Source organism: Bacillus sp. SJS (assembly GCF_000732485.2).
GTDB lineage: Bacteria > Bacillota > Bacilli > Bacillales > Bacillaceae > Metabacillus_B > Metabacillus_B sediminis.
This window is the reverse complement of the sequence record NZ_JAQV02000004.1, coordinates 145071-168808: the sequence shown is the minus strand read 5'-3', so window position 1 is coordinate 168808 and position 23738 is coordinate 145071. Positions and strand designations below refer to the sequence as shown.

Annotated in this window: 26 protein-coding genes and 1 other annotated feature; of the genes, 24 read left to right on the top strand and 2 right to left on the bottom strand. The window is 45.0% G+C overall.

The features are described 5' to 3' along the window. The first annotated feature begins 145 nt into the window (after positions 1-145). The 14 genes from mreC to pheA all read left to right on the top strand — a co-directional run bounded on the left by mreC (position 146) and on the right by pheA (position 11747). On the top strand, positions 146-1033 hold the full coding sequence (gene mreC, locus AS29_RS02985; RefSeq protein ID WP_035405313.1) for a rod shape-determining protein MreC: 888 nt from the start codon (positions 146-148) through the stop codon (positions 1031-1033). Further along, positions 1030-1545 (top strand): rod shape-determining protein MreD, encoded by a 516-nt coding sequence (gene mreD / locus AS29_RS02980; RefSeq protein WP_035405311.1) that lies wholly within the window; start codon positions 1030-1032, stop codon positions 1543-1545. The genes mreC and mreD overlap by 4 nt, the downstream gene beginning before the upstream one ends. Before the next feature lie 68 nt (positions 1546-1613). Further along, entirely contained in the window at positions 1614-2297 is a 684-nt protein-coding gene (gene minC / locus AS29_RS02975) for a septum site-determining protein MinC (RefSeq protein WP_051860560.1), read from the top strand. Positions 2298-2299: 2 nt separating this feature from the next. Continuing rightward, on the top strand, positions 2300-3103 hold the full coding sequence (gene minD / locus AS29_RS02970; protein WP_035405308.1) for a septum site-determining protein MinD: 804 nt from the start codon (positions 2300-2302) through the stop codon (positions 3101-3103). Between the two features lie 621 nt (positions 3104-3724). Continuing rightward, the gene (locus AS29_RS02965) at positions 3725-4510 is read left to right on the top strand and encodes a M23 family metallopeptidase (RefSeq protein WP_035405306.1); all 786 of its coding nucleotides are present in this window, start codon (positions 3725-3727) and stop codon (positions 4508-4510) included. After that, positions 4503-5369 carry a M50 family metallopeptidase gene (locus AS29_RS02960; RefSeq protein WP_035405304.1) on the top strand — a complete coding sequence of 289 codons (867 nt, stop codon included), beginning with the start codon at positions 4503-4505 and terminating at the stop codon, positions 5367-5369. Before AS29_RS02965 ends, AS29_RS02960 begins: the two co-directional genes overlap by 8 nt. Positions 5370-5427: 58 nt before the next feature. Further along, positions 5428-6888 carry an Rne/Rng family ribonuclease gene (locus tag AS29_RS02955; RefSeq protein ID WP_035405302.1) on the top strand — a complete coding sequence of 487 codons (1461 nt, stop codon included), beginning with the start codon at positions 5428-5430 and terminating at the stop codon, positions 6886-6888. A gap of 42 nt (positions 6889-6930) precedes the next feature. Continuing rightward, positions 6931-7021: a sequence feature (ribosomal protein L21 leader region), on the top strand. 16 nt (positions 7022-7037) lie between these two features. After that, positions 7038-7346 carry a 50S ribosomal protein L21 gene (gene rplU / locus AS29_RS02950; RefSeq protein WP_035405301.1) on the top strand — a complete coding sequence of 103 codons (309 nt, stop codon included), beginning with the start codon at positions 7038-7040 and terminating at the stop codon, positions 7344-7346. Between the two features lie 11 nt (positions 7347-7357). Then, entirely contained in the window at positions 7358-7696 is a 339-nt protein-coding gene (locus AS29_RS02945; protein ID WP_035405300.1) for a ribosomal-processing cysteine protease Prp, read from the top strand. 12 nt (positions 7697-7708) lie between these two features. Next, a complete protein-coding gene (gene rpmA, locus AS29_RS02940; protein WP_035405299.1) occupies positions 7709-8002 on the top strand; it encodes a 50S ribosomal protein L27 in 294 nt (97 codons plus the stop codon). A gap of 396 nt (positions 8003-8398) precedes the next feature. Beyond that, positions 8399-8947 (top strand): Spo0B C-terminal domain-containing protein, encoded by a 549-nt coding sequence (locus tag AS29_RS02935; RefSeq protein WP_035405297.1) that lies wholly within the window; start codon positions 8399-8401, stop codon positions 8945-8947. Positions 8948-8977: 30 nt separating this feature from the next. Then, on the top strand, positions 8978-10267 hold the full coding sequence (gene obgE, locus AS29_RS02930; RefSeq protein ID WP_035405296.1) for a GTPase ObgE: 1290 nt from the start codon (positions 8978-8980) through the stop codon (positions 10265-10267). Between the two features lie 160 nt (positions 10268-10427). Further along, the gene (locus AS29_RS02925; protein ID WP_035405295.1) at positions 10428-10871 is read left to right on the top strand and encodes an ACT domain-containing protein; all 444 of its coding nucleotides are present in this window, start codon (positions 10428-10430) and stop codon (positions 10869-10871) included. 15 nt (positions 10872-10886) lie between these two features. Beyond that, the gene (gene pheA / locus AS29_RS02920; protein WP_035405294.1) at positions 10887-11747 is read left to right on the top strand and encodes a prephenate dehydratase; all 861 of its coding nucleotides are present in this window, start codon (positions 10887-10889) and stop codon (positions 11745-11747) included. Between the two features lie 256 nt (positions 11748-12003). On the opposite strand, the gene AS29_RS02915 is transcribed toward pheA, so the two are convergent. Together AS29_RS02915 and AS29_RS02910 are read right to left on the bottom strand one after the other, a co-directional pair. Then, a complete protein-coding gene (locus tag AS29_RS02915) occupies positions 12004-12540 on the bottom strand; it encodes a transcription repressor NadR (protein ID WP_035405293.1) in 537 nt (178 codons plus the stop codon). Then, a complete protein-coding gene (locus AS29_RS02910) occupies positions 12537-13688 on the bottom strand; it encodes an IscS subfamily cysteine desulfurase (protein WP_051860559.1) in 1152 nt (383 codons plus the stop codon). Before AS29_RS02910 ends, AS29_RS02915 begins: the two co-directional genes overlap by 4 nt. A gap of 91 nt (positions 13689-13779) precedes the next feature. Between AS29_RS02910 and nadB the strand changes: the two genes are divergently transcribed. The 10 genes from nadB to queA all read left to right on the top strand — a co-directional run bounded on the left by nadB (position 13780) and on the right by queA (position 23736). Then, positions 13780-15309, top strand: a complete 1530-nt coding sequence (nadB, locus tag AS29_RS02905; protein WP_035405292.1) for an L-aspartate oxidase — start codon at positions 13780-13782, stop codon at positions 15307-15309. Next, on the top strand, positions 15306-16151 hold the full coding sequence (nadC, locus tag AS29_RS02900; RefSeq protein ID WP_035405291.1) for a carboxylating nicotinate-nucleotide diphosphorylase: 846 nt from the start codon (positions 15306-15308) through the stop codon (positions 16149-16151). The genes nadB and nadC overlap by 4 nt, the downstream gene beginning before the upstream one ends. Continuing rightward, positions 16148-17248 carry a quinolinate synthase NadA gene (gene nadA, locus AS29_RS02895; protein ID WP_035405290.1) on the top strand — a complete coding sequence of 367 codons (1101 nt, stop codon included), beginning with the start codon at positions 16148-16150 and terminating at the stop codon, positions 17246-17248. The genes nadC and nadA overlap by 4 nt, the downstream gene beginning before the upstream one ends. Before the next feature lie 419 nt (positions 17249-17667). Then, positions 17668-19200 (top strand): SafA/ExsA family spore coat assembly protein, encoded by a 1533-nt coding sequence (gene safA, locus AS29_RS02885; RefSeq protein ID WP_051860558.1) that lies wholly within the window; start codon positions 17668-17670, stop codon positions 19198-19200. A 267-nt stretch (positions 19201-19467) separates the two neighbouring features. Beyond that, positions 19468-20067, top strand: coding sequence for a YhcN/YlaJ family sporulation lipoprotein (locus AS29_RS02880; RefSeq protein WP_035405288.1), 600 nt, complete (start codon positions 19468-19470; stop codon positions 20065-20067). 147 nt (positions 20068-20214) lie between these two features. Beyond that, complete coding sequence (locus AS29_RS02875) at positions 20215-20745, top strand: BofC C-terminal domain-containing protein (protein ID WP_197491568.1); 531 nt, start codon at positions 20215-20217, stop codon at positions 20743-20745. A gap of 129 nt (positions 20746-20874) precedes the next feature. After that, positions 20875-21477, top strand: a complete 603-nt coding sequence (gene ruvA / locus AS29_RS02870) for a Holliday junction branch migration protein RuvA (RefSeq protein WP_035405287.1) — start codon at positions 20875-20877, stop codon at positions 21475-21477. Between the two features lie 10 nt (positions 21478-21487). Further along, positions 21488-22492 carry a Holliday junction branch migration DNA helicase RuvB gene (gene ruvB, locus AS29_RS02865; protein ID WP_035405286.1) on the top strand — a complete coding sequence of 335 codons (1005 nt, stop codon included), beginning with the start codon at positions 21488-21490 and terminating at the stop codon, positions 22490-22492. After that, positions 22485-22685: a DUF2905 domain-containing protein gene (locus AS29_RS02860; protein WP_035405285.1), complete on the top strand. Its 201-nt coding sequence runs from the start codon at positions 22485-22487 to the stop codon at positions 22683-22685. The genes ruvB and AS29_RS02860 overlap by 8 nt, the downstream gene beginning before the upstream one ends. A 22-nt stretch (positions 22686-22707) precedes the next feature. Beyond that, the gene (gene queA / locus AS29_RS02855) at positions 22708-23736 is read left to right on the top strand and encodes a tRNA preQ1(34) S-adenosylmethionine ribosyltransferase-isomerase QueA (protein WP_035405284.1); all 1029 of its coding nucleotides are present in this window, start codon (positions 22708-22710) and stop codon (positions 23734-23736) included. Positions 23737-23738: the final 2 nt, after the last annotated feature.

Below are 23738 nucleotides of genomic sequence, written 5' to 3'. Positions count from 1 at the left end.
TTTGCAGCGATCGCTCATAAGGCAGAAAGTAAAGAAAGTTTAACAGAGCCATTTTAAAAGATTCGGTGCCTCATCAGGGGCGCCGAATGCTTTTAGCCGGGACATTGCGAGGATTAGGAATATCAAACGTTAAGAGGTGTAAATGATGCCGCCTTTTTTTATGAACAAACGGCTTATTCTGCTTCTGGCAAGCGTCATTTTGCTCGTAGCATTGATCGGCTTCTCTATTAAAGGCGACCGTGAATTGTCATGGCCAGAGAAGTTTGTTAAAGATTCTACCGGTTTATTTCAAACAGTTTTTCACAAGCCTGCTCAATTCTTTGGCGGGACTTTTGAAGAAATCGGCAGTTTGAAGGATACATATGAAGAAAATAAATATCTGAAATCAAGAATTGAGCAGTATGCAAGCCTTGACTCAGAGGTTCAGCGTCTTAGAAAAGAAAATGACAGGCTGCGGGCCGATGTTGGTGCGAAAACAGATTTAAGCAAATTCGAACCGATCACTGGTACGCTGATTGCAAGAAATCCTGACCGCTGGTATGAATACATTACGATTGACCGAGGCAAACAGAATGGTGTAACGGAAGACATGGCGGTTATGACATCCAAAGGACTAATCGGGAAAATAAAAAGTGTTGATGCCTTTACTTCAACCGTCCAGCTTTTAAGTGCTCAGGACCGTGTCAATCAGGTTCCGGCAATTGTTAAGGGCAAAGAAAATATATTCGGTTTAATTGCAGGATACGATGAAAAAAGAGAAATGCTTCTATACAGAAACATCAATACGAGCATGGACATAAAAAAAGGCGATAAAGTTGTAACTGCAGGGAATGGCGGAGTGTTCACATCGGAACTTTCGATTGGAACAGTGGAAGATGTCCAGCCTGATTCTTACGGGTTAACGAAAATGGCCTATGTCAAACCGTCCGCTAATTTTTATGATGTTGAAAATGTATTTATCATCAAGCGTGCAGCTTCTGTCCCTCCAGAAGGAGATGTAAGTGACGGCGATGCGGAGGAGGAAGCCAAGTGAGACGTTTTCTCCTCCCTGTCGTTGTCTTGTTTTTTTTCATCATGGAGAGTACCGCAGCTGATTTAATACTCATTCCATCTTTTTCTGAAGACATGTTCTATGTTCCCAGATTTACCCTGCTTCTTTTAATTTTTATATCTGTTTATGTAAGAGACGGACTTGCGATCACGTATGCGATTATATTTGGACTGCTGCACGATATTGTGTATACAGAGATTCTTGGAGTCTATCTATTTGCTTATCCGTTTTTGACCTATCTTTCCGGAAGAGCACTGAAGATTCTTCAGAACAATGCCTTTGTTGTTTTGCTTGTCGGTATGCTGGCAATCAGTATACTCGAATTTTACGTTTACGGGATCCAGCTTATTATTAGTCTGAATCCGCTTAATTTCTATGAATTTGCCAATCGCAGACTCCTGCCGACGCTGGCTGTGAATTCCATCGCAGGTCTTGTGATTATTTATCCGTTAAAATCGTTTCTCACGGGTCTAAAAAGACAGACTGAGGATTAAACGGTTCAGCAAAAAAAAGGAGATTTAGCGGGGTTTGTCGAATTTGTAGTGTTATTGAGGTGAACATCGTGAAAGCCCAAAAACAGCAGTATGTAACAATAAAAGGAACAAAGGACGGCCTCACTCTATATTTGGATGATGCTTGCACCTATGAAACACTCATTCTTGAACTGGAAGAGATGCTTTCCTCTAAACAGTATGTGCAGGAAAACGGACCTTTAATCGGAGTAAGTGTGAAATCCGGTAAACGTCTCCTTTCGGAAGAACAGCAGCAGATGGTGAAAACGACGATCCGCAAAAAGAAGAATCTTGTGGTAGAAAACATTGAATCTGATGTCGTTACGAAAGAAGAGGCAAACAGACTGAAAAAAGAAGCGGAAGTTGTAAAAGCCGCGAGAATTGTCCGGTCTGGACAAGTGCTTCAGGTGGAAGGAGATCTCCTGTTAATTGGGGATGTCAATCCTGGAGGCACAGTGATTGCAAACGGAAGCATCTTTGTTTTAGGTGCTCTTAGAGGTACAGCCCATGCAGGCTATAATGGAAACGGCAGGGCAATCATTGCTGCATCTGTCATGGCGCCAGCCCAGCTTAAAATTTATGATTCTCTTAATCAGTCTCCTGAGCGTATTCATGTAGAGGAACACGGGATGGAGTGTGCGTACATAGATGATGAAGGGCAAATGAAGAGAGACCGATTGCAGAATGTAATGTATGTAAGACCTGATGTAACTACGCTCGAGGGGGGAATGTAGCCGTGGGAGAGGCGATTGTTGTAACCTCTGGTAAAGGTGGAGTTGGCAAAACAACCACCTCCGCCAATTTAGGGACGTCCCTGGCCATTTTAGGCAAAAAGGTTTGTCTAGTTGACACGGATATCGGTTTGCGGAATCTGGATGTAGTCATGGGACTTGAAAACCGTATTATCTATGATCTGGTTGATGTGGTGGAAGGGCGATGCAAAATCCATCAAGCACTTGTTAAAGACAAGCGGTTTGATGAGCTGCTGTATTTGCTTCCTGCAGCCCAGACAAGTGATAAGTCCGCGGTATCACCTGAACAGATGAAAAAGCTTATTGGCGAGCTGAAGCAGGATTATGATTATATTGTGATCGATTGTCCTGCAGGCATAGAACAAGGCTTCAAAAATGCTGTTGCCGGTGCAGATAAAGCAGTTGTGGTCACCACACCTGAAGTATCTGCAGTGAGGGATGCAGACAGAATTATCGGGCTTCTTGAGAAAGAGGACATAGAGCCTCCGAAGCTCGTCATTAACAGGATTCGCACTCATCTCGTGCAAAATGGAGATATGCTTGACGTTGATGAAATTGTCGCCCATCTGTCCATTGACCTGCTGGGCATTGTTGCAGATGACGATCAAGTGATTAAGGCATCAAACAGCGGTGAACCGATTGCATTGGATCCGAACAACCGCGCATCGATTGCGTATCGCAATATTGCAAGAAGAATTCTCGGGGAATCGGTTCCCCTTCAAATTCTTGACCAGCAAAATTTAGGCTTTATGGATAAAATCAAAAAGTTTTTCGGAGCACGCGTTTAGTGTGACGGAAAATAACATGTGCAGAAGCAGGCAGCTCTTAACGGGGCTGCTTTTTTCTTGTGATCAAAAGTGATTCTTTAGCTGAACTGAGTTGTCCAGCCTGAGCAAGCCGCTTCCGCATTTCTTGTTGTCCAGCTCCGGCGGCTAGCCCTTCGGCCGCTTCACCGGTCCAGTCAAAGTCAAAGAGCGACTTTGCCAGTTCCGGTTCCACCGTCTCTCAGGGGCTGAGCAAGCCGCCTCCGCTTTTCTTTGTTGTCCAGCTCCGGGCGCTAGCTGTTCGGCCGCTTCCCTCTCTCGGTCGAGGGCCTTCACGATGAAGGCCCGTTCAGCGTTGCGACAGGACGTCGCGCCTTTAGCTGAACAACCCAACTTGGGCGCCTCTCGGTCGCGAGCTCCACCGTCTCTCACAGCTAAGCAAGCGCCCTCCGCTTTTCTTGTTGTCCAGCTCCAGCGGCTAGCCCTTCGGCCGCTTCACCGGTCCAGTCAAAGTCAAAGAGCGACTTTGCCAGTCCCGGTTCCACCGTCTCTCAGGCCTGAGCAAGCCGCCTCCGCTTTTCTTTTCATATTTCTGCGGGACGAGTCATAGACTTGTACAAACTGACATTAAAAGGGTGGATGAAGATGTCCAGAAGGGCCGACGAAATCAGAAAGCGGATGGCAAAAAGAAAAAAGGCAAAACCTTCTGCGGAAAAAGCAGAAATTCCGGTAACGTGGAATAAAGAGGCTGTGATTGAAGAAGAAGAGAAGTATACAGGTATTATTCATTCGTATGAGGGAGGACCTGACACCCTTAATGAAACGGGACACCCGCTGTTTAAACCCCAGATTTTCCTCTTCAAACTGTTTCTTTCAGCCTGTTTGGTCCTCGCTATGGCAGTGATGTTTAAAGATCACAGTCCAAAGCTAGATTCAATCCGAAGTACGGTTGAAGCTTCTCTCAAGCAAGAATTCCAATTTGCTGCAGTATCCTCCTGGTATCAGAAGCAATTCGGTCATCCGTTAGCCTTGTTTCAGGCAGATGAAATTTCCCCTGATCCTCCTGCTGCCTCAAAGGGGGAATATGCTGTTCCTGCTTCAGGGAAGGTCACTGAAAACTTTCAGGTGAATGGGCAAGGGGTTCTGATTGAGACCGATCGTGCGACCGTGGATGCGATTGATGAAGGGGTCGTCGTTGAAGCGGGAGAAAAACCGGATACAGGTCTTACGGTTGTTCTTCAGCATGCAGATGGAAGCGAATCATGGTATGGAAATTTGGAAAAAGTGGATGTGTCACTTTATGACACAGTGGTCACAGGGAAAGAACTTGGCACCATTAAAGTAAATGAAAATAAAAAAGGGACGTACTATTTTGCGATAAAAAAGGGAGATAATTTTATTGACCCGAAACAGGTGATTCCTTTTGATTAAATACGGATCTCTTTTAAGAAAAATTCACATTCACCCTCTTCTTTGGGTAGTAATGGCCATCAGTGCGGCTACCGCCCAATTTAAAACGCTGGCTATATTGCTTGCCATTGTTCTTGTTCATGAGCTTGGCCATGCTGCATGCGCCCTATATTTTTCATGGAGAGTTAAATCCATCGTGCTTCTTCCATTCGGAGGTGCGGCTGAAATGGAGGAGCATGGGAACCGTTCAATAAAAGAAGAACTGGCGGTTGTGCTTGCCGGACCACTGCAGCATTTTCTCATGCAGGGGGGAGCCTGGCTTCTCTTGAGCGGAGGGCTTTTATCTGCCGGTGATTTCTCCTTGTTTACTTATTATAATCTTTCTATTTTGCTTTTTAATTTGCTTCCTATTTGGCCGCTTGACGGGGGGAAACTATTATTTATAGCTTTTTCGCTGTTTAAGCCGTTCCCTGCAGCCCATAAGTGGATGCTGGCTTTTTCGATATGCGCTCTCGTTTTATATTTGGCCGCGGTCCTGATATTTTTTCCATTTCAGCTGAATTTATGGATGATCACAATCTTTTTATGTTTTAGCCTGTATACAGAATTTAAGCAGCGCCGTTTTGTTCACCTGAGATTTCTAATGGACAGGTATTATGGCAGCCAAAAATCCATACAAAAGTTAGTTCCTCTTGAAGTGGAATCAGAAGAAAATATTTTGTCGGTCATGTCCAGGTTTAAGAGAGGCTGCAAGCATCCAATCATCGTTTACAGGCAGGGGACTAAATGGTCTGAGCTGGATGAGAATGAATTGCTTCACGCTTTTTTTTCTGAGAAAAGAACAAATTCCAAGGTGGAGGAGCTTGTTTATGCGTATTGACTTCCCTTTTGAAACGTGAGTAAATGGGGAAAATGATGATTGTAAAAGAGGGAATCCGTTGAAAACGCTACTTATTCAAGCCAATCTGCCTGAAAAGCGCATTGCTTTATTTGAGAATGGAAAACTGGCAGATTTAAAAATAGTAAAATCCGGTCAAAAAGGGAAAGCGGGCAGCATTTTTTTAGGGAAGGTTGAAAAAGTCGTTAAAGGGATGCAGGCGGCATTTATCGATATTGGACTCGAACGAAACGGGTTTATCCGCATCGAGGATCTGCCTGATTACCGGCTTTCCGATCAGCAAAAGCCAATCTCCTCTTATTTGCATGAAGGCCAGAAGCTATTGGTCCAAATTAAAAAAGAAGGAGACGAGTGGAAGGGGCCAGCCCTTACCGCCAATATAGAATTTCCCGGAAGCTCGCTCATCTACATGCCCTATGGAGGAAAGGTTACGGTATCAAGGAAAATTGATGAAACCGCAGCCGTTAAGCTTAAAGAATGGGGCAGCGAAATACTCGATAATGGAGAAGGTGTATTGCTTCGCACGGCAGCAGCTTCCCTGCCGGCAGATGAACTTAAAGAGGAACTGGACAGGCTGAGAAGGGAATTCAAGGAGCTTCTTCCATCTCATTCTTCTAAAGCTCCTACACCACTAAAGGAAGCTGGCGACTTGCTTGAAACGATTTTAACTGAACGCTCCATTTCTGCCTATTCGGATATACACTGTGATGATGTGTATTTAGCGGAAAACCTGAGGGAGCGCCTTCCAGTTGAGTGTGAGACAAGCGTGCACCATTCAAAAGAAGGTGCTGAGATATTTGACACGCTGGATGCGGAAATACATAAGCTTCAGAAGAAGGCGGTCTGGCTTAAAAATGGAGCCTATCTCCTTATTGAGAAAACCGAAGCGCTTCACGTTATTGATGTGAATTCCGGAAAGTTTACCGGAAAGGACTCGCAGCGCCAGACGATACTTGATACGAATAAGGAAGCCGCTCTTGAAGCGGCAAGGCAAATCCGCCTGAGGAATTTAAATGGGATTATCCTGATTGACTTTATTGATATGAAGGACACGTCTGACCAGGCTCGTATTTTGCAGGTGATGCAAAAGCAGGTTGAGCGGGATCGGATCCAAACCCGCATTATTGGCTTTACCGAGTTAAATCTTCTCCAGATTACGAGGAAGAAAACGAGTGAGGATCTTGATGCTCTGTTAACAGAGCCTTGCCGCGTCTGCAATGGAAAAGGCAGAGTCGATTCTGCAGAAACCGTTGCCTTAAGGCTTGAAAGGGAACTGCGGCAATACCGGTACATGGAAGATGAAGCAATCTGGGTCCATGCGGAGCAGGGAGTAATGGCGATTTTGGATCGCAGCGTCCGGGATCTTGAAAAGGAGCTTCATTTTCGTATATTCATAACTGCCGGTGATTGGGAGAAGCCGGGATATGAGCTTCGGCATATCGGAGATGAAAAAGATATTCGGGAGCGAATCCCACAACAGGAAAAGAACATTGACAAATAGATTAAACTTCTGGTAATATTCTTATGTTACTGTTTGTAGCACCCGTGGCTACAACCGCTCGGATGCAGGTAGTAAGTGATTTCGATGATTTTCATCTTAATTCACCTGTACACTGGCGAGTCTGAGTATCAAATAGGAGGTGCAGTGGAATGTACGCAATTATTGAAACTGGCGGAAAGCAAATTAAAGTAGCAGAAGGCCAAGCAGTCTACATTGAAAAAGTGGCAGGCGAGCTAGGTGAAACTGTTACATTTGACAAAGTTTTATTCGTAGGCGGCGACGACGTTAAAGTTGGAAGCCCTCTAGTATCCGGAGCAACCGTTACAGCTAAAGTTGAAAAACAAGGCCGTGCGAAAAAATTGGTTGTTTTCAAATACAAAGCGAAGAAAAACCAGAAGAAAAAGCAAGGTCATCGTCAGCCATACACAAAAGTTGTTATTGAAAAAATCAACGCGTAAGGCTTGATCCTATGATAAACGTTACGGTAAACCGATCTGCAGGGGGAGCAATTCAGTCCTTCTCTATGTCGGGGCACGCTCAATTTGATGAAACTGGAAAAGATCTTGTATGTGCAGGCGCATCCTGTGTGGTGTTTGGAGCGATTAACGCGGTCCATGAACTCGCAGGCATCGAGCCTATACTGGAAATGGACCAGAAGCAGGGACGTATTATTTTTGAATGGCCAGATGCTGTTTCAGAGGAAGCCATTCAAAAAGGACAGCTGCTCATCGAAGGAATGGTCGTATCCATTAAGACCATAGAAGAACAATACGGAGAATACATCCGTGTGACCATTTTAGAAAAGTAGGAGGTGAACCTCATGTTCTTAAAATTGGATATTCAATTTTTCGCTTCCAAAAAGGGAGTAGGTTCCACAAAAAACGGCCGTGATTCACAATCGAAACGTCTTGGCGCTAAACGTGCTGATGGACAATTCGTAAGTGGCGGATCGATCCTTTACCGTCAGCGCGGTACAAAGATTTATCCGGGTGAAAACGTTGGCCGCGGCGGTGACGACACTCTATTTGCTAAAGTTGACGGCGTAGTTCGTTTCGAACGTTTAGGCCGCGACCGCAAAAAAGTGAGCGTGTACCCTGCAGCTCAAGAAGCTTAATTCAACCGAAACTCTAGCTGAATAAGAGCTAGAGTTTCTTTTTTTTATTGCTTTTTATCAAGTTGACAGAGCCTATTAGCAGGTTCTTTCCTGACAGCATAGCCGCTCGGGCACCTCGGGACTTGCAGCAGGCAAGATCCTCCTGCAGGATCTTGTGAACATAACAGAACACCCTCACCGTGCGCTTGCGCTTTTGTTGTGAAAATTTGATAGATGGGCAGGCAATCCTCTTGAGACCCCCCTAAATCCTTATTTTCTTTAAAACCGTTTCTTTTCCGCGCATAGGTTTGCTATAATTTCATCAGGCAATCTTTTCAGATTAACGAATTTACTTGGTTATACGGAACAAATTGATTAGAATCATGCTCCTAAAAGAATAGAAAGAGTGGAGTGCAAATGACTAAAGGTAGCAAAAACTGGAATATGGTTGATGTCATTAGCCACTACCGGCATGACTGGATGAACCGGCTGCAGCTGATTAAGGGCAACCTGTCTCTTGAAAAATATGAACGAGTAAATGAGATTATGGAAGAAATTATTATTGAAGCCCAGCAGGAGTCCAGGCTCTGCAATCTTAAGGCTCCAGAATTGGCTGGAAATTTAATCAGCTTTGGCTGGGAGCGCCACTTATTTTCAATAGAGTATGAAATTGTCGGGGATACATTTCATCTGGACAGTCTCGATCGAAACTTGAGCGCCTGGTGCAAAGACTTTTTTGCGCTGCTGGATCAGTGTGCTGGTGACAGATGTGAAAATCAGCTCGTGCTTACGATAGAGATGTCGGAAGAATTGGGACAGGTCCGTTTCTTTTTAGATTTTCATGGCATGCTAAATGATATGCAGAGCTTGCATACATACTTCATGAAGCTGCCCGATCATCAACTTTCAGAACTAACGATAACAGCTGAAGAATTTACGGCGGCTGTCATTTTCTATACGAAGTAATCGTGCATCACAGAACGGAGGAAAGACATAATGTTTGTCGATCAGGTCAAGATTTATGTAAAAGGCGGCGACGGAGGCAATGGAATGGTTGCGTATCGCCGTGAAAAATATGTTCCGGACGGAGGCCCCGCCGGCGGTGACGGAGGCAAGGGAGCAAACGTCATTTTTGAGGTGGAAGAAGGCTTAAGAACCCTGATGGATTTCCGTTATCAGCGTCATTTTAAAGCGGAACGCGGGGAGCATGGCATGTCTAAAAACATGCATGGCCGGAATGCGGAGCAAATGATTGTTAAAGTTCCGCCTGGCACCGTGGTTATGGATGATGATACGAAACAGGTCATAGCCGATTTAACTGAGCACGGCCAGCAGGCAATCATTGCAAGAGGAGGAAGAGGCGGACGCGGTAATACCCGCTTTGCTACACCTTCCAATCCGGCACCTGAGATTGCCGAAAACGGAGAGCCGGGTCAGGAGCGCTACATCGTGATGGAGCTAAAACTCCTTGCAGATGTCGGACTTGTCGGTTTCCCGAGTGTTGGTAAATCCACACTTCTATCCGTTGTATCAGCGGCAAAGCCGAAGATTGCCGATTACCATTTCACAACGCTTGCTCCAAACCTTGGAATGGTTGAAACTCAGGATGGACGCAGCTTTGTTATGGCGGATCTTCCAGGCTTAATTGAAGGAGCACATGAAGGAATCGGTTTAGGGCATCAGTTCCTAAGACATATTGAAAGAACAAGAGTCATTGTTCATGTGATTGATATGTCCGGCCTTGAAGGGCGTGATCCCTATGAGGATTACTTGACAATTAATGATGAACTGAAGCAGTACAATCTGCGTTTGACAGAGCGTCCTCAAATTATTGTGGCAAACAAAATGGATATGCCGGATTCAGAAGAAAACCTAAAAATCTTTAAAGAAAAGCTCCAGGATGATTATCCAGTGTTTGCTGTTTCAGCAGCTACAAGAGATGGAATTCGTGATCTGCTGTTTAAAATTGCAGACACACTTGAGAATACACCGGAATTCCCGCTTTACGAGGATGAAGAAGATCCGGGTGTTCACCGTGTAGTTTATACACTCGAGGAAGAAGAAACACCATTTATCATTACAAGAGACAGTGCGGGAATTTTTGACGTTACCGGTGAAAAAGTCGAACGTCTCTTTAAGATGACGGACTTCAGCAGAGAAGAATCTGTCCGCCGCTTTGCGCGCCAGCTGCGTACGATGGGCGTAGATGAGGCACTTCGCAAAAAAGGAGCCAAAGACGGAGATATCGTCAGACTTCTTGAGTTCGAATTTGAATTTGTTGATTAATAAATGCAGTCTATATATGCGGGTTTTTACTGTCCGCTTTTGCGGAATATAGAACGGAATGTCCAGGCAATTTGCCTGGACATTATACATATTTGAAAGTCCGCTAAGGATACAGCGCTATCCTTATCTTCGCCAACTTTTTAATGGAGGAGTGATAGGATTGAAAGAAGAAACTTTTTTTCTTGTCCGTGAGGATGTTCTTCCTGAAGCTATGAAAAAGACACTTGATGTGAAGAAGATGATGGAGAGAGGAAAGGCAGGATCGGTAGCGGAAGCCGTTCAGCGGGTCGATCTTAGCCGAAGTGCATTCTATAAATACAGAGATGCTGTTTTTCCGTTTCACACCGTTGTAAAAGAAAAGATCATTACGCTCTTTTTTCAGCTTGAGGATCGATCCGGAACATTGTCAGAGCTTCTGGGACTGGTGGCTAATGCGGGGTGCAACATCTTAACGATTCATCAAACCATTCCTCTTCAAGGCAGAGCCAACGTAACGCTTTCTTTGAATATTAATGGAATGAACGAAGATATCAATCGTTTAATTTCTCGATTTAAGAAAATGGAGTTTGTCGATAAGGTAGAAATACTTGGATCAGGGGCTTAAGGAGAGTTGGTAGCATTGAGTTATCGTATTGGATTTTTAGGACCTAAGGCAACATTTACCCATTTGGCCGTTTCGAAGTTTTTTCATGAACAGATTGAGCAGATTCCATATGCCACCATTCCGGCTTGTATGGATGCCGTGGCTGCGGGAGATGTGGACTTCTCGATTGTTCCTCTTGAAAATGCAATTGAAGGCTCCGTGAATTTAACGGTCGACTACCTCGTTCATGAACAGCCGCTTCATATTGTAGGGGAATTGGTCGTCCCTATAAATCAGCATTTTATGGTGCATCCTGACCGTGAATCTTCATGGCAGCAGGTAGACAAGATTGTATCTCATTCTCATGCAATTGCGCAATGTCACCGGTATTTGCATAGCGAATTTCCGCTGGCAGAGCATTCTTATGCAGCTTCGACAGGGGCGGCTGCTCAATTTGTAAGCACACATCCTGGAGAAAATGCAGGAGTTATTGCGAATGAAATGGCGGCAGAGGTTTATGGACTGTCCATTGTGAAGCGGGACATCCATGATTATCATTACAACCATACGTTGTTCGCTATTTTGCATCCATCGGCGTCCGAGAAGCCTCCAACCTTGCCTGGTTATGAAGGTAAGGATAAAACCACCATTATGGTCACGCTTCCTTCAAACCAGTCAGGTACGCTTCACCAGGTGCTCTCCGCGTTTGCGTGGAGAAAACTGAATATGTCCAAAATTGAATCAAGGCCGATGAAGACCGGACTAGGAAACTATTTTTTCCTTATCGATTTGGAGCACGCCATGGACAGTGTTTTAATTCCCGGTGCTGTAAATGAGCTGGAGGCGCTTGGCTGCGGTGTGAAAGTTCTTGGCAGCTATAAAGCGTTTTATGCCTGAACTGAAAGAGACAGGCCAGAATGCAGTTTTTAAAGCTGCTTTCGCTGTTTGAAATTAGATTGGTTTTGGCTCATTTCCGCTGCCAGGATCCTCGGCGTCAGGCGGATGCAGGGTCTCATCTGTCCCGCTGCTCTTAGCAAATGTCTCGCACCTTCCGTCCAATCAGCTAACCCTTAAAAATACGAAACCCCCGGAATGCTCACTGCGTCCCGGGGTATTTCAATTTCAATCATTTTCTCTACAGACAGCCTCTTTGTTACTCATCCTTTATTAAAAACCCCTTATCATTTAAAGCCTGGCAAACATCATCCAATACAGATTCCGAATCCGCAGCGATCGTATGCATATGCACGCCTTCTGTTAGCTGGGAGAGATAGAAGGACTGGCTGGATGTTATTTTTTCAATAAACTCTGCTACTTCCTTACGATTGTGAACCATGATCGAAGCTGTAAGATCCCCGTATACGGGATGCTCTACCGACACATCCTTTATTGCTGCTCCATGATCCACGATGACCCTCATCTCTTCGGCAGTTTGTTCTGGGCTATGCAAGCAGGCAATTAAACGCTCTGCATTTTTAGCAGGGGTTTGCGATTGCATATAAATATACCCTTGGCTTGTTGCGATAATTGGTTCAGACTTTGCCTTCAATAATGAAATATCCTGAACAATCACCTGCCGGCTAACATTCATTTTTTTGGCTAGGTCGCTTCCTGTCTGAGGGACAGGACTTGTTTTCAGCAGCTGCAGGATCTGCTGTCTTCTTTCTTCTCCATAAACTTTAGAGGTCAATAGTACTCCATCCTTTCTGCTGCTCCCTTACAATACTTCTCTAAGATCGATTCCAGCCGTTCAAAGTGGGAATCTTCCGTTCCTCTGCCCGGAGAAATTCGAATAAAGCAATGAGCTTGTTCCTCTGATATGCCAAGAGCGAGCAGAGCTTGAGAAGGCTTCGTCATTCCCGAGTGACAGGCACTGCCTGTTGATAGTGCCACACCGTTTTGGCTGCATGCAAGCATGGCATATTGGCCTTCTGTATGGGATAACAGGCACCCGATAATTGCCGGGAGCTGAAATTTCTCATCCATTGCATCAATCGTCATTCCAATATTTTTCTCCTCTATAAAGGATACTAAACGCTTCCTGTATTCTCTCATTTTCATCTGTTCTCTGTCCATTTCTTTTACCGTTTCCATTGCTGCAACGGCAAAAGAAACAGCACCCGGAACATCAACAGTGCCTGGACGGAATCCATTTTCGTGGGCCGTTCCATTAATGGCTGGCTTCCACGCCACTTTTGGCGAAATATACGCTGCACCCATTCCTTTTGGTCCGTGAATTTTATGGGCTGAAACGGTTACCGAGCTGATTCCCCATTCCTCGGCCGGAATCGGTACCTTTCCAAATGTCTGGACGCAGTCGGAGTGAAATAAAATCTCATTTTTTTGTGCATGCCCCGCAATTTCTTTTATATTGTGTATGATCCCTGTTTCAGAATTTGCATGCTGGACCGTAATCAATGCTGTCCGTTCTGAAACAAGCGGTTCGACCTCGCTCCATCCAATCATTCCCCCGGTGCCGGGCTCAGCCTCTTTAATCACATAGCCTTTATTTGTTAAGTCATGAAGGTATGTTCTTATAGAGGCGTGCTCCATACCTCCCATAACGATTTCCTTTTTATTTGGGTCCGCTCCATTAAGGAGGGACGTTAATGCCAGTACGTTGGCTTCGCTTCCGCTTCCGGTAAAATAAAGGCCTTCTTCTGTCCCGCCAAGCAAAAAAGCAATTTTCTTCCTTGATGCTGAGAGCCACTCAGCTGCCCGTCCGCCTTCTTCATGGAGACTTTGGCTGTTTCCGTAAACCGTTTGAGCAGCTTTCATATAGGCTTCAAGCGCTTGCTCGCTCATTGGGGCAGTGGCTGCATAATCGAAATAAATCAAGATGGTTCCTCCAGTCAAAAAAACTCTTGTGCTTATTTTAAAGTTATGTAAAGATAGGTGTCAAGACACATGTAAAGCAAGGTGGGGAAATATGCGGCAGACAGACGTGCTGATTATTGGCAGCGGGATAGCAGCTTTGGCCGTTGCTTATTATATTTGTGAAGGATTGAACGTAACGATTGTTACGAAAGGATCTGTAACAGATGGGAATTCGTCCTTAGCCCAGGGCGGGATTGCCGCTGCACTTTCTGAAAAAGATTCCACGAAACTCCATTATGAGGATACAATTCAAGCCGGTGACGGACATACAAACCCTTTTGCAGCGAAACAGCTTACAGAAGAAGGGAACAAGATTCTTTTAAACCTCCTTCGTGAAGGATTGCCAGCAGATAGAGCTGGGGACGGTTCCCTGAAGCTTGGGATGGAAGGAGCTCACAGATTAAACCGGATTGTGCATGCAGGCGGCGACGAAACAGGAAAAGCAATGGTCCAGTTTCTTGCCGGGCGTATAAATGGAAAGGTGAGCCTCGCGGAACAAACGATGGTTACAGAACTGCTTGTTAAAGAAAACACCTGCTATGGTGTGCACGTCCTTAATCCGGATGGAAGCACAGAAGTTATTTACGCTTCTGCTGTTGTTCTGGCAGCTGGAGGCTGCGGAACCCTCTACCGGCATACTTCCAATCATAAAAATTGTACTGCGGATGGAATCGCCCTTGCCTATAGAGCAGGGGCCATACTTGCAGATATGGAGTTTGTCCAGTTTCATCCTACGATGCTCTATTTAGAGGGAGCGGTAAAAGGGCTTGTTTCGGAAGCTGTTCGCGGAGAGGGCGCCTTTCTGCAAAATTCTGCCGGAGACAGAATCATGGAGAACGTACATCCGCTGGCAGATCTTGCACCGAGAGACGTAGTTTCCAGAGAAATTTTCAGAAGAATCCAGCAGGGAGAATCCATATTTCTAAACATTAAAAGCATTCCTCAATTCGAAAAAAGGTTTCCAGGTATATCGAAAATGTGCAAGAAGCATGGCGTACGACTGCAGGACGGACTAATCCCTGTCATGCCTGGGATGCATTTTTTTATGGGCGGTATTAAGACGGATCTGAATGGCAGAACAAGCATCCTTAGGCTGTATGCAGCAGGTGAAGCGGCTTGCACAGGCGTTCATGGCGCAAACAGACTTGCAAGCAATTCCCTTCTTGAAGGCCTGGTGTTTGGCAAAAAAATAGCAGAGGATGTAAGAACAGTCCAATCACCCAATTCTTTTCCAATCTTCAACCCGGAACTGCCTCCCAAGTACACGGTTACAAAAAAGGATGCAGCTGATATGATGGACCGATTCGCCGGAATTGAACGAAATGAAGAGGGGCTAAGGGAGCTAATTAACTGGTTTAAAGCTGCTAAAGAAAAGAGCGAGCAGGCGGATGAGCTTTCACCAGATGTCTTTGAATTGGCGAACATGATGACGGCCGGTGAATTAATTGCCAAGGCTGCCTTGCAGCGGACAGAAAGCAGGGGCTGTCATTTCAGGTCAGACTTTCCATTAAAAGAAGCGAATTGGAAACGAAAAGAACTGCTATGGAAAACGAATAAAACAGCTTTAGGGGTGATGGTGTGAATGCATTAAAAGTGAAGGAAAGCATTCGTCATTTTTTATTGGAGGATCTTGGTGACCGGGATCTTTCTGCGAGCGGAATATTCTCTGAAAGTGATCGGGGAGAGGCTGTCATTCTTGCAAAGGAAAAAGGCATTTTTTCAGGGGAAGCCGTCTTAAAAACTGCTTTTTCACTGCTTGATGATCAAATAGACGTCCAAATCCTTAAAAAGGACGGGGAAGCGGTAGAACCAGGAGAACCTGTTGCAGAAATTGAGGGAAAAATTATTTCAATCCTCAGTGCAGAACGGGTAGCATTAAATCTCATTCAAAGGATGAGCGGGATTGCGACAGCAACCAGGGAAGCCATCATGCTTTTGGATAGTCCGGATACACAGATATGCGATACAAGAAAAACGGCACCCGGACTGCGGATGTTCGATAAATATGCCGTTAGATGCGGAGGCGGACGAAATCACCGCTATGGCCTCTATGATGCGGTCATGATTAAGGATAATCACATTTCGTTTGCAGGAAGCATCAGGGAAGCCGTAATAAGAGCCAAAGATGCTATCGGCCATACGGTGAAAATTGAAGTGGAAATAGAGAATGAAAATCAGCTTTTGGAGGCGATTGAGGCAAAGGCGGATATCATCATGTTTGATAACCGTTCTCCTGAGGAAGTCAAACAATTTGCTGAAATAACGCCTGATTCAATCATTACAGAAGCATCCGGCGGCATAACTCCAGAGAACCTCCACACCTATCGAAACACGGGTGTCAGCTACCTATCACTTGGGTACCTCACCCATTCTGTTAAAGCGCTGGATTTTAGTTTATTAATGAAGCAGGGGGAAGAAAAATGAGTCTTATGGATGTGCTAACCGAAGAAGCCGTTTCACTGATTCCTGAAAAGTACAGAACATGGTCAACGGAGGAAATTGAGAAAAGAATTTGGGAGATTAAAAAAGAATTCGGCAGCAGGCTATTTATTCCGGGTCATCATTATCAAAAGGATGAAGTCATTCAATTCGCAGATTGCACCGGTGATTCCCTTCAGCTTGCCCAGGCGGCCGCAGACAACAAGGAAGCAGAGCACATCGTTTTTTGCGGTGTTCATTTTATGGCCGAGACGGCAGACATGCTGACTGGTGATCATCAATATGTGTATTTGCCTGATATGAGAGCAGGCTGCTCCATGGCTGATATGGCAAATATCAAGCAGACGGAGCGTGCATGGGGAAATTTGACGGCTCTCTATGGAGATACCATCATTCCGCTTACTTACGTCAACTCCACAGCAGCCATTAAAGCCTTTGTAGGAAGGAATGGGGGAGCATCCGTGACTTCCTCCAATGCGAAAGAAATTGTGAAATGGGCATTACAGCAAAAAAAACGCATCCTTTTTTTGCCCGATCAGCATTTAGGAAGAAACACAGCCTTTGATCTTGGAATTCCCTTGGACCATATGGCAGTTTGGAACCCGATTTCAGAAACATTGGAGGGTCCTGCCGAGCAGGCAACAATCCTTCTTTGGAAAGGGCATTGCTCTGTTCATGAGAAGTTTACAGAAAAAAATATTGCTCATATCAGGAAGACAAAACCCGATATGAAAATCATTGTTCACCCTGAATGTACACACGAAGTCGTTCAGCTAGCTGATCTGGCCGGATCCACTAAATACATCATTGAACAGATTTCGGCGGCAGAGCCTGGCACGAAATGGGCGGTCGGCACGGAAATGAACCTCGTTAACAGACTGATCTCATCTAATCCGGATAAGGAAATTGTTTCACTGAATCCTTATATGTGCCCGTGTTTAACGATGAACAGAATTGACCTGCCGCATTTGCTGTGGTCCTTGGAAGCTATTGCAGAAGGTAAAGGAGTAAACAGAATCATCGTGGAAAAAGAGGAAGCAAAACAGGCAGTGCTTGCCCTGAACAGAATGCTCTCTATATAATTTGATTGCCACAAAAGCCCATGCGCCGCATGGGGTTTTTGAATTCTGCTTCATGATTTTTTTGTATAAGTTGATTTGTCCAGCTCCAGCGCCTTGCCCCTCGAGACTTGCCGGGGGCCCGCAGGATGCGGGTCAGTTCTGCGCTGCGGAAGGACGTCGCGCACTTAGCAGATCTTCATCCCTTGCGCTTTTCTTTGTGCCACGGACAAATGTGGAATTTATTCAAAAAAAGTGGCACATTTATCACGGTTTTTGCGTTTTATAATAGGGAAGTTTCAGTGGGGAAAACAAGGACTTACGGCTGGGCATTTTTCAAAGAAGGCATATTCGCTCCTTTTTCCGCATAACTTGTGGTGAAGAATAACGGCAATTAGCCTGTATGCTTTTACTATACAGTTAATGCATAGGAGGGGGAACTTTTGAAAATCCATATCGTTCAAAAAGGGGATACATTGTGGAACATCGCTAAAAAATATGGAGCAGATTTCGAAGAACTGAAAAAAATGAACTCTCAACTAAGCAATCCCGATTCCATAATGCCTGGAATGAAAATTAAGGTACCTACAGGAAGCGTTCCAGTAAAGAATGAAACTCAAATTAATTTCAATTCGAAAAAAGAAACACAAAAGCCTATAAAAGAGCAGCCTGTTCAGCAGCCTGCAAAGGAAAAACCAAAAGAAGTTCAAGCAGCAGAAGAACCTAAAAAAGAAAAACCAATTACTCCATTTATGCCTAAAATGCCAAACATACCTCAGCCTGTTTACCCTGAAATGGATATTAATAATTATTATATGGTGAATATGTCAATGCCGCCGAAGCAGCCGCAGCTGCCTCAAAAGCCGGCGAATGTTATGCCGGAAATGAAAAAGCCGGCAAATGTCATGCCGGAAATGAAGAAGCCGGCTGAAAAGCCAAAAGAGAAGACAGCTGCACAAGGGGCACAAAAGGCAGTTTCACCAGCCAAGAAAGAGGAGGCAACCAAGAAAATGGAGAAAATGCCGAACATGCCTAATATGCCTTATTCTGCTCCAACAGGAGTAATGGGAGCAACGCAGCCATCCATGCAGCAGCCAATGTACGGCGGACCGCAGCCTGGATATGGAATGCAGGCCCCAATGTATGGAGCTCCATACGGATATGGCCATCATGGCCACCATCATCACCATCATCCAATGCCGTATTGGTGTGTGCCATCTCCAATGCCTTATGGCGTCGGTGGGGCAATGGATGAAAACATGCCAAATGTGATGGGTGCCATGGATGAAAACATGCCGAACGTGATGGGGGCCATGTCCCCGAATATGCCAAATGTGATGGGTGCGATGTCCCCGAATATGCCGAACGTAATGGGGGCCATGTCTCCGAATATGCCGAACGTGATGGGTGCAATGGATGAAAACATGCCGAATGTGATGGGCGCGATGTCTCCCAATATGCCAAATGTAATGGGCGCTCAAAGCATGCCTCAAATGATGCCGCAAATGGCTCCGCAAGGATATTCGCCATATCCTCCTGGATGCACACCGGCCTCTCCTGTAATGCCCGGTTCAGGGTTTGGCCCGGGTGTAATGGGTGCTTATGATCATAATATGCCGAACGTGATGGGTGCCATGGATGAAAATATGCCGAATGTGATGGGCGCGATGTCGCCTAACATGCCCAACGTGATGGGTGCGATGAATGAAAATATGCCGAACGTAATGGGTGCTATGTCGCCTAACATGCCGAACGTAATGGGTGCGCAAGAAGGCAAGAATAAACAGCCGCAGACTGGCGGTGCATACGGCCAAATGCCACCGCATGATTGTGGATGCGGCGGTTCTCAAGGGTATGGAATGCAGCCGGGCTACGGAATGCAGCCAGGATATGGAATGCAGCCGGGGTACGGAATGCAGCCAGGATATGGCCAAATGTTTGGACGCCCTGATTTTTACAATGTGGATGAGGATTAATTTTAATGGTTCGAGACGATTCCAATCGTCTCTTTTTTTTTTACATATTAAAAAAGCAGGCGCTGTTCAAGCATGGTGTGGATTGGTAACACCTGTTGATTAGAGTGAACGCCTGCTAGCTGCAATCAACAGCCAGGTTTAAAGGAGCTAAAAAATACAAGGCCTTTGATTAATGGAGGGAACTGTCAAGATTAAAACTTTCTGTTCAGAGCAACCTAACCAAGAGCACATTACGCTCAATTGGTATAAAAACAGGGGGTAGTCATCTTGATAAGAAAGACCATCCAATACGGATCTCTGGCTCTTCTAGCAGGTGTGCTTACAGCATGCAGCAATGGTAAAGACAATGCAATGGATTACAATGACAACACACAGCCAATCGGCATGTACTCAAACGAACATGATGGAAAAAACAAGGATCATGCTGACAACGATGGCCCGATCACTGAAATGATGGACGGAGATCGCAATGATCGCCCGACCAGAGTGTCAAATACCCGTAAAGAAAATGGATATTATAACGAGAGTGATCAGAAAATAGCCGAAAATGTTTCAAATAAAATTTCCAAAATGAAAAATGTTGATGAGGCCAGAACAGTTGTGACAGAAGATAATGTGATTGTAGCTGTTGATACAAACGATAAAAACGATAAAAATGTGAAAAACGCCATCTTAAAAGAAACAGAAAAATTGGCACACGGCAAAAATGTGGATGTCTTTACAGACGAAGGGTCCTTCAACAGAGTTAAGCAAATTGATACGAATATTAAAAATAACAAACCGCGAAAAACCATTGATGCCGATATTAAAGATTTTATGAAAAATACCGGCAAAACCATTCAGCGCACGCTTAATCCGAATCGCTAAAACCAGGGGCATCCCTGGTTTTTCTTATGACTAAAACTTCCATGAATGGTCACACTATGAATGTGGCAATCATGGAAGTTTTTTATTAGCATTGTTTCCTTTATGGTGGGAACCCGTTTAAATCTGATTAATAGTGAGGTGGACTTGTTGCTGACACGCAAGCCGTTTGTATATGTTCAATTGTCGCTCATCACCTTGATCACCTTATTTTGTACAGTTAACGTTCAAGCATTGGAACGGCACACAGCGGATGAAAAAGCTGTAAATTCCATTACTTTATACCTGGAAAGAGCTTATCTTGATGGAGAAGTGAGCGTAGAGATAAAAAGGGAACCGAATGGCTCCCTGTCCCATTTGCTCGACCGCTATCCGGGATGGATGCCAGTGGAGAAAATCGGAATGAAAATTGTCCTGAGAAAGAATATGAATGATATATCTCCTCTTATGAAAACGAACGGATATTTTGGCCTGAATAACAAAGGGATACTATCTATATTTGATGGCAAACCGAGCGAGGAAGGAAAAGTCATCCAGTCATTTTTCCAGATAGATGTAGGTAAGCTTGAAACAAAAAGACATATAGAGCTGGAAAATGGAATCAGAGTAGCGAGCAGGAAGGATTATCTGCACGTTATCGAAACATTTAAACAATACGGAACGCGTTCTGCAAAAAAATAGCGTATTCGAATTTGCCTGCCATTTCGCAGGCTTTTCATTTTGCACTGTGAGAACATATGTTAACGTTTCTAGTTCTTGGCCGCGCCTTTTTGTGATACAATGAAGTACAGTTGTAAAGAGGTGAAAAAGGTGATTGATTTTGTCCGCGGGAAGATTGATTACATATCTCCCGAGTATATTGTGATAGACCATACTGGCATCGGCTATAAAATATTTGCTCCCAATCCGTTCGTCTATACAATGGGAACAGAAACAACCATATATACATACCAGCATGTCAGAGAAGACATCCTTGCTTTATACGGATTTAGAACAAGAGAGGAAAAAGCCCTTTTCACGAAGCTGCTGAACGTAACAGGAATTGGCCCTAAGGGAGCGCTTGCGATCCTGGCATCAGGAGATCCGTCTCAAGTGGTGCAGGCAATCGAAGCAGAGGATGAGGTCTTCCTTGTTAAATTTCCTGGAGTGGGAAAGAAAACGGCAAGACAGATTATTCTTGATTTAAAAGGCAAGTTAGGCGATGTTGCCCCCGAATTTGCTCCTTCCTTATTCAATCATACCGTGTTTGCAGAAAAAGATGAGGCTTCAAAAGCTCTCGCTGAGACCATTGAGGCTCTCAAAGTTCTCGGATATGCAGAGCGGGAAATTAATAAGGTTGTTCCAGCTTTGAAAGACGAAGCACTGTCAACCGATCAGCTGGTGAAAAAAGCGCTGCAAAAGCTGTTAAAGTAAGGTGATGACAATGAATGACCGGCTTGTGTCCGGAAGTGCCGAAAATGAAGAACAATACTTGGAGCTTAGTCTGCGCCCGCAAAGGCTCAGTCAATACATAGGACAGGATAAGGTAAAAGAAAATCTGGATATCTTTATCCAGGCTGCCAAAATGCGCGGAGAAACTCTTGACCACGTCCTCCTATACGGTCCGCCGGGTCTCGGTAAGACGACTTTGGCTGCCATTATTGCAAATGAGATGGGCGTAAATCTCAGAACGACTTCAGGACCGGCTATTGAAAGACCCGGCGACCTGGCAGCGATTCTAACTGCGCTCGAGCCTGGAGATGTCCTTTTTATTGATGAAATCCACCGTCTGCACCGTTCCATTGAAGAAGTCCTTTATCCTGCAATGGAGGATTTCTGCCTGGATATTGTCATCGGCAAAGGACCGGAAGCAAGATCTGTCAGGCTCGATCTCCCCCCGTTTACATTAGTGGGAGCTACAACAAGGGTGGGGCTTTTGACTGCTCCGTTAAGAGACCGGTTCGGTGTCCTGAGCAGGCTTGATTACTATAGGGAGTCAGAGCTCTCAGAGATTGTAGAACGGACAGCGGATATCCTCCAAATTGGCATTGATCCTCATTCTTCCGCTGAAATCTCAAGAAGATCGAGAGGAACACCAAGAATTGCGAACCGGCTATTACGCAGAGTCCGTGATTTTGCACAGGTGCTCGGTAAAGAAGCCATTTCAGAGGAGCTTGCATCTGAAGCACTTGAAAGGCTTCAAGTAGATAGATTGGGCCTGGATCATATTGACCACAAGCTGCTGACGGGGATTATTGAAAAGTATAGAGGAGGTCCAGTCGGACTGGACACAATTTCTGCGACAATTGGAGAAGAATCACATACGATTGAAGACGTTTATGAACCCTATCTTTTACAGATCGGGTTTTTGCAAAGAACATCCAGGGGCAGAATGGTAACCGATGCGGTTTACAGACATTTTAACCTGGAGGTTCCGGAACATGACTGAAATGCCTAAACTGCTGATGATTATTGGGGCCGTTTTGTTTTTGGCCGGCCTGTTTATGCAGGCAATTGGGAAACTGCCTGGAGACCTAGTCTTCAAAAAAGGGAATACAACCTTTTTTTTCCCGATTGCAACCTCCATTATCATCAGCATTTTGCTAACCGTTCTTTTTTCTATTTTTGGACGATTTAAATGACAAGAGAAAAACAGGTGATAACATGAAAGTAGAATTATTCGATTTTGACCTTCCCGAAGAACTCATTGCGCAGGTTCCTCTTGAAAAAAGAGATGCTTCCAGGCTGATGCATCTAAACAAAGAAACCGGCGAAATCAGCCATGGGCAATTTCCCGATATTACCCGTCATCTTCAGCCCGGAGACTGCCTCGTCCTGAACGACACCCGTGTTTTGCCGGCAAGACTTTTCGGAATGAAGGAAGACACAGGAGCAAAAATTGAAGTGCTTCTGCTGAAGCAATCTGAGGGTGATACATGGGAGACCCTGATTAAACCAGCTAAACGTGTAAAGGAAGGCACGATTATTACATTTGGAGACGGAAAGCTGACAGCCAAATGTGTAGAAGAACAAGAGCACGGCGGCAGAACGCTGCATTTTTCCTATGAAGGAATTTTTTATGAGGTTTTGGAGTCGCTTGGAGAAATGCCTCTGCCTCCATATATAAAAGAGCAGCTTGATGATAGGGAACGCTATCAAACCGTCTACTCAAGAGAAGCCGGCTCCGCTGCTGCACCTACAGCAGGCCTGCATTTTACAGATCAAATTCTTTCTGAACTTCAGGAAAAAGGGGTATCTGTTGCGTACATCACGCTTCATGTAGGACTTGGAACCTTCCGGCCGGTGAGCGCTGAAACTGTAGAAGAGCACGAAATGCATGCCGAATTCTATCAGATGACAGAGGGAACGGCCCGGCTGCTTAATGAGACAAGAGCAAACGGGGGACGGATTATTACGGTTGGGACCACTTCAACCCGCACCCTAGAAACGATTGCTTCTGCTGGAGACGGCAAATTCCAGGAAGAAAGCGGCTGGACAAGCATCTTTATCTATCCCGGTTATGAGTTCAAAGGAATTGACGGCATGCTGACCAACTTCCATTTGCCAAAGTCCTCTCTTATTATGCTGGTCAGCTCACTAGCCGGCAGAGAGAATGTAATGAACGCTTATGAGACGGCAGTTCGTGAAAAATACCGATTCTTCAGTTTCGGAGACGCAATGCTCATTTTATAAAA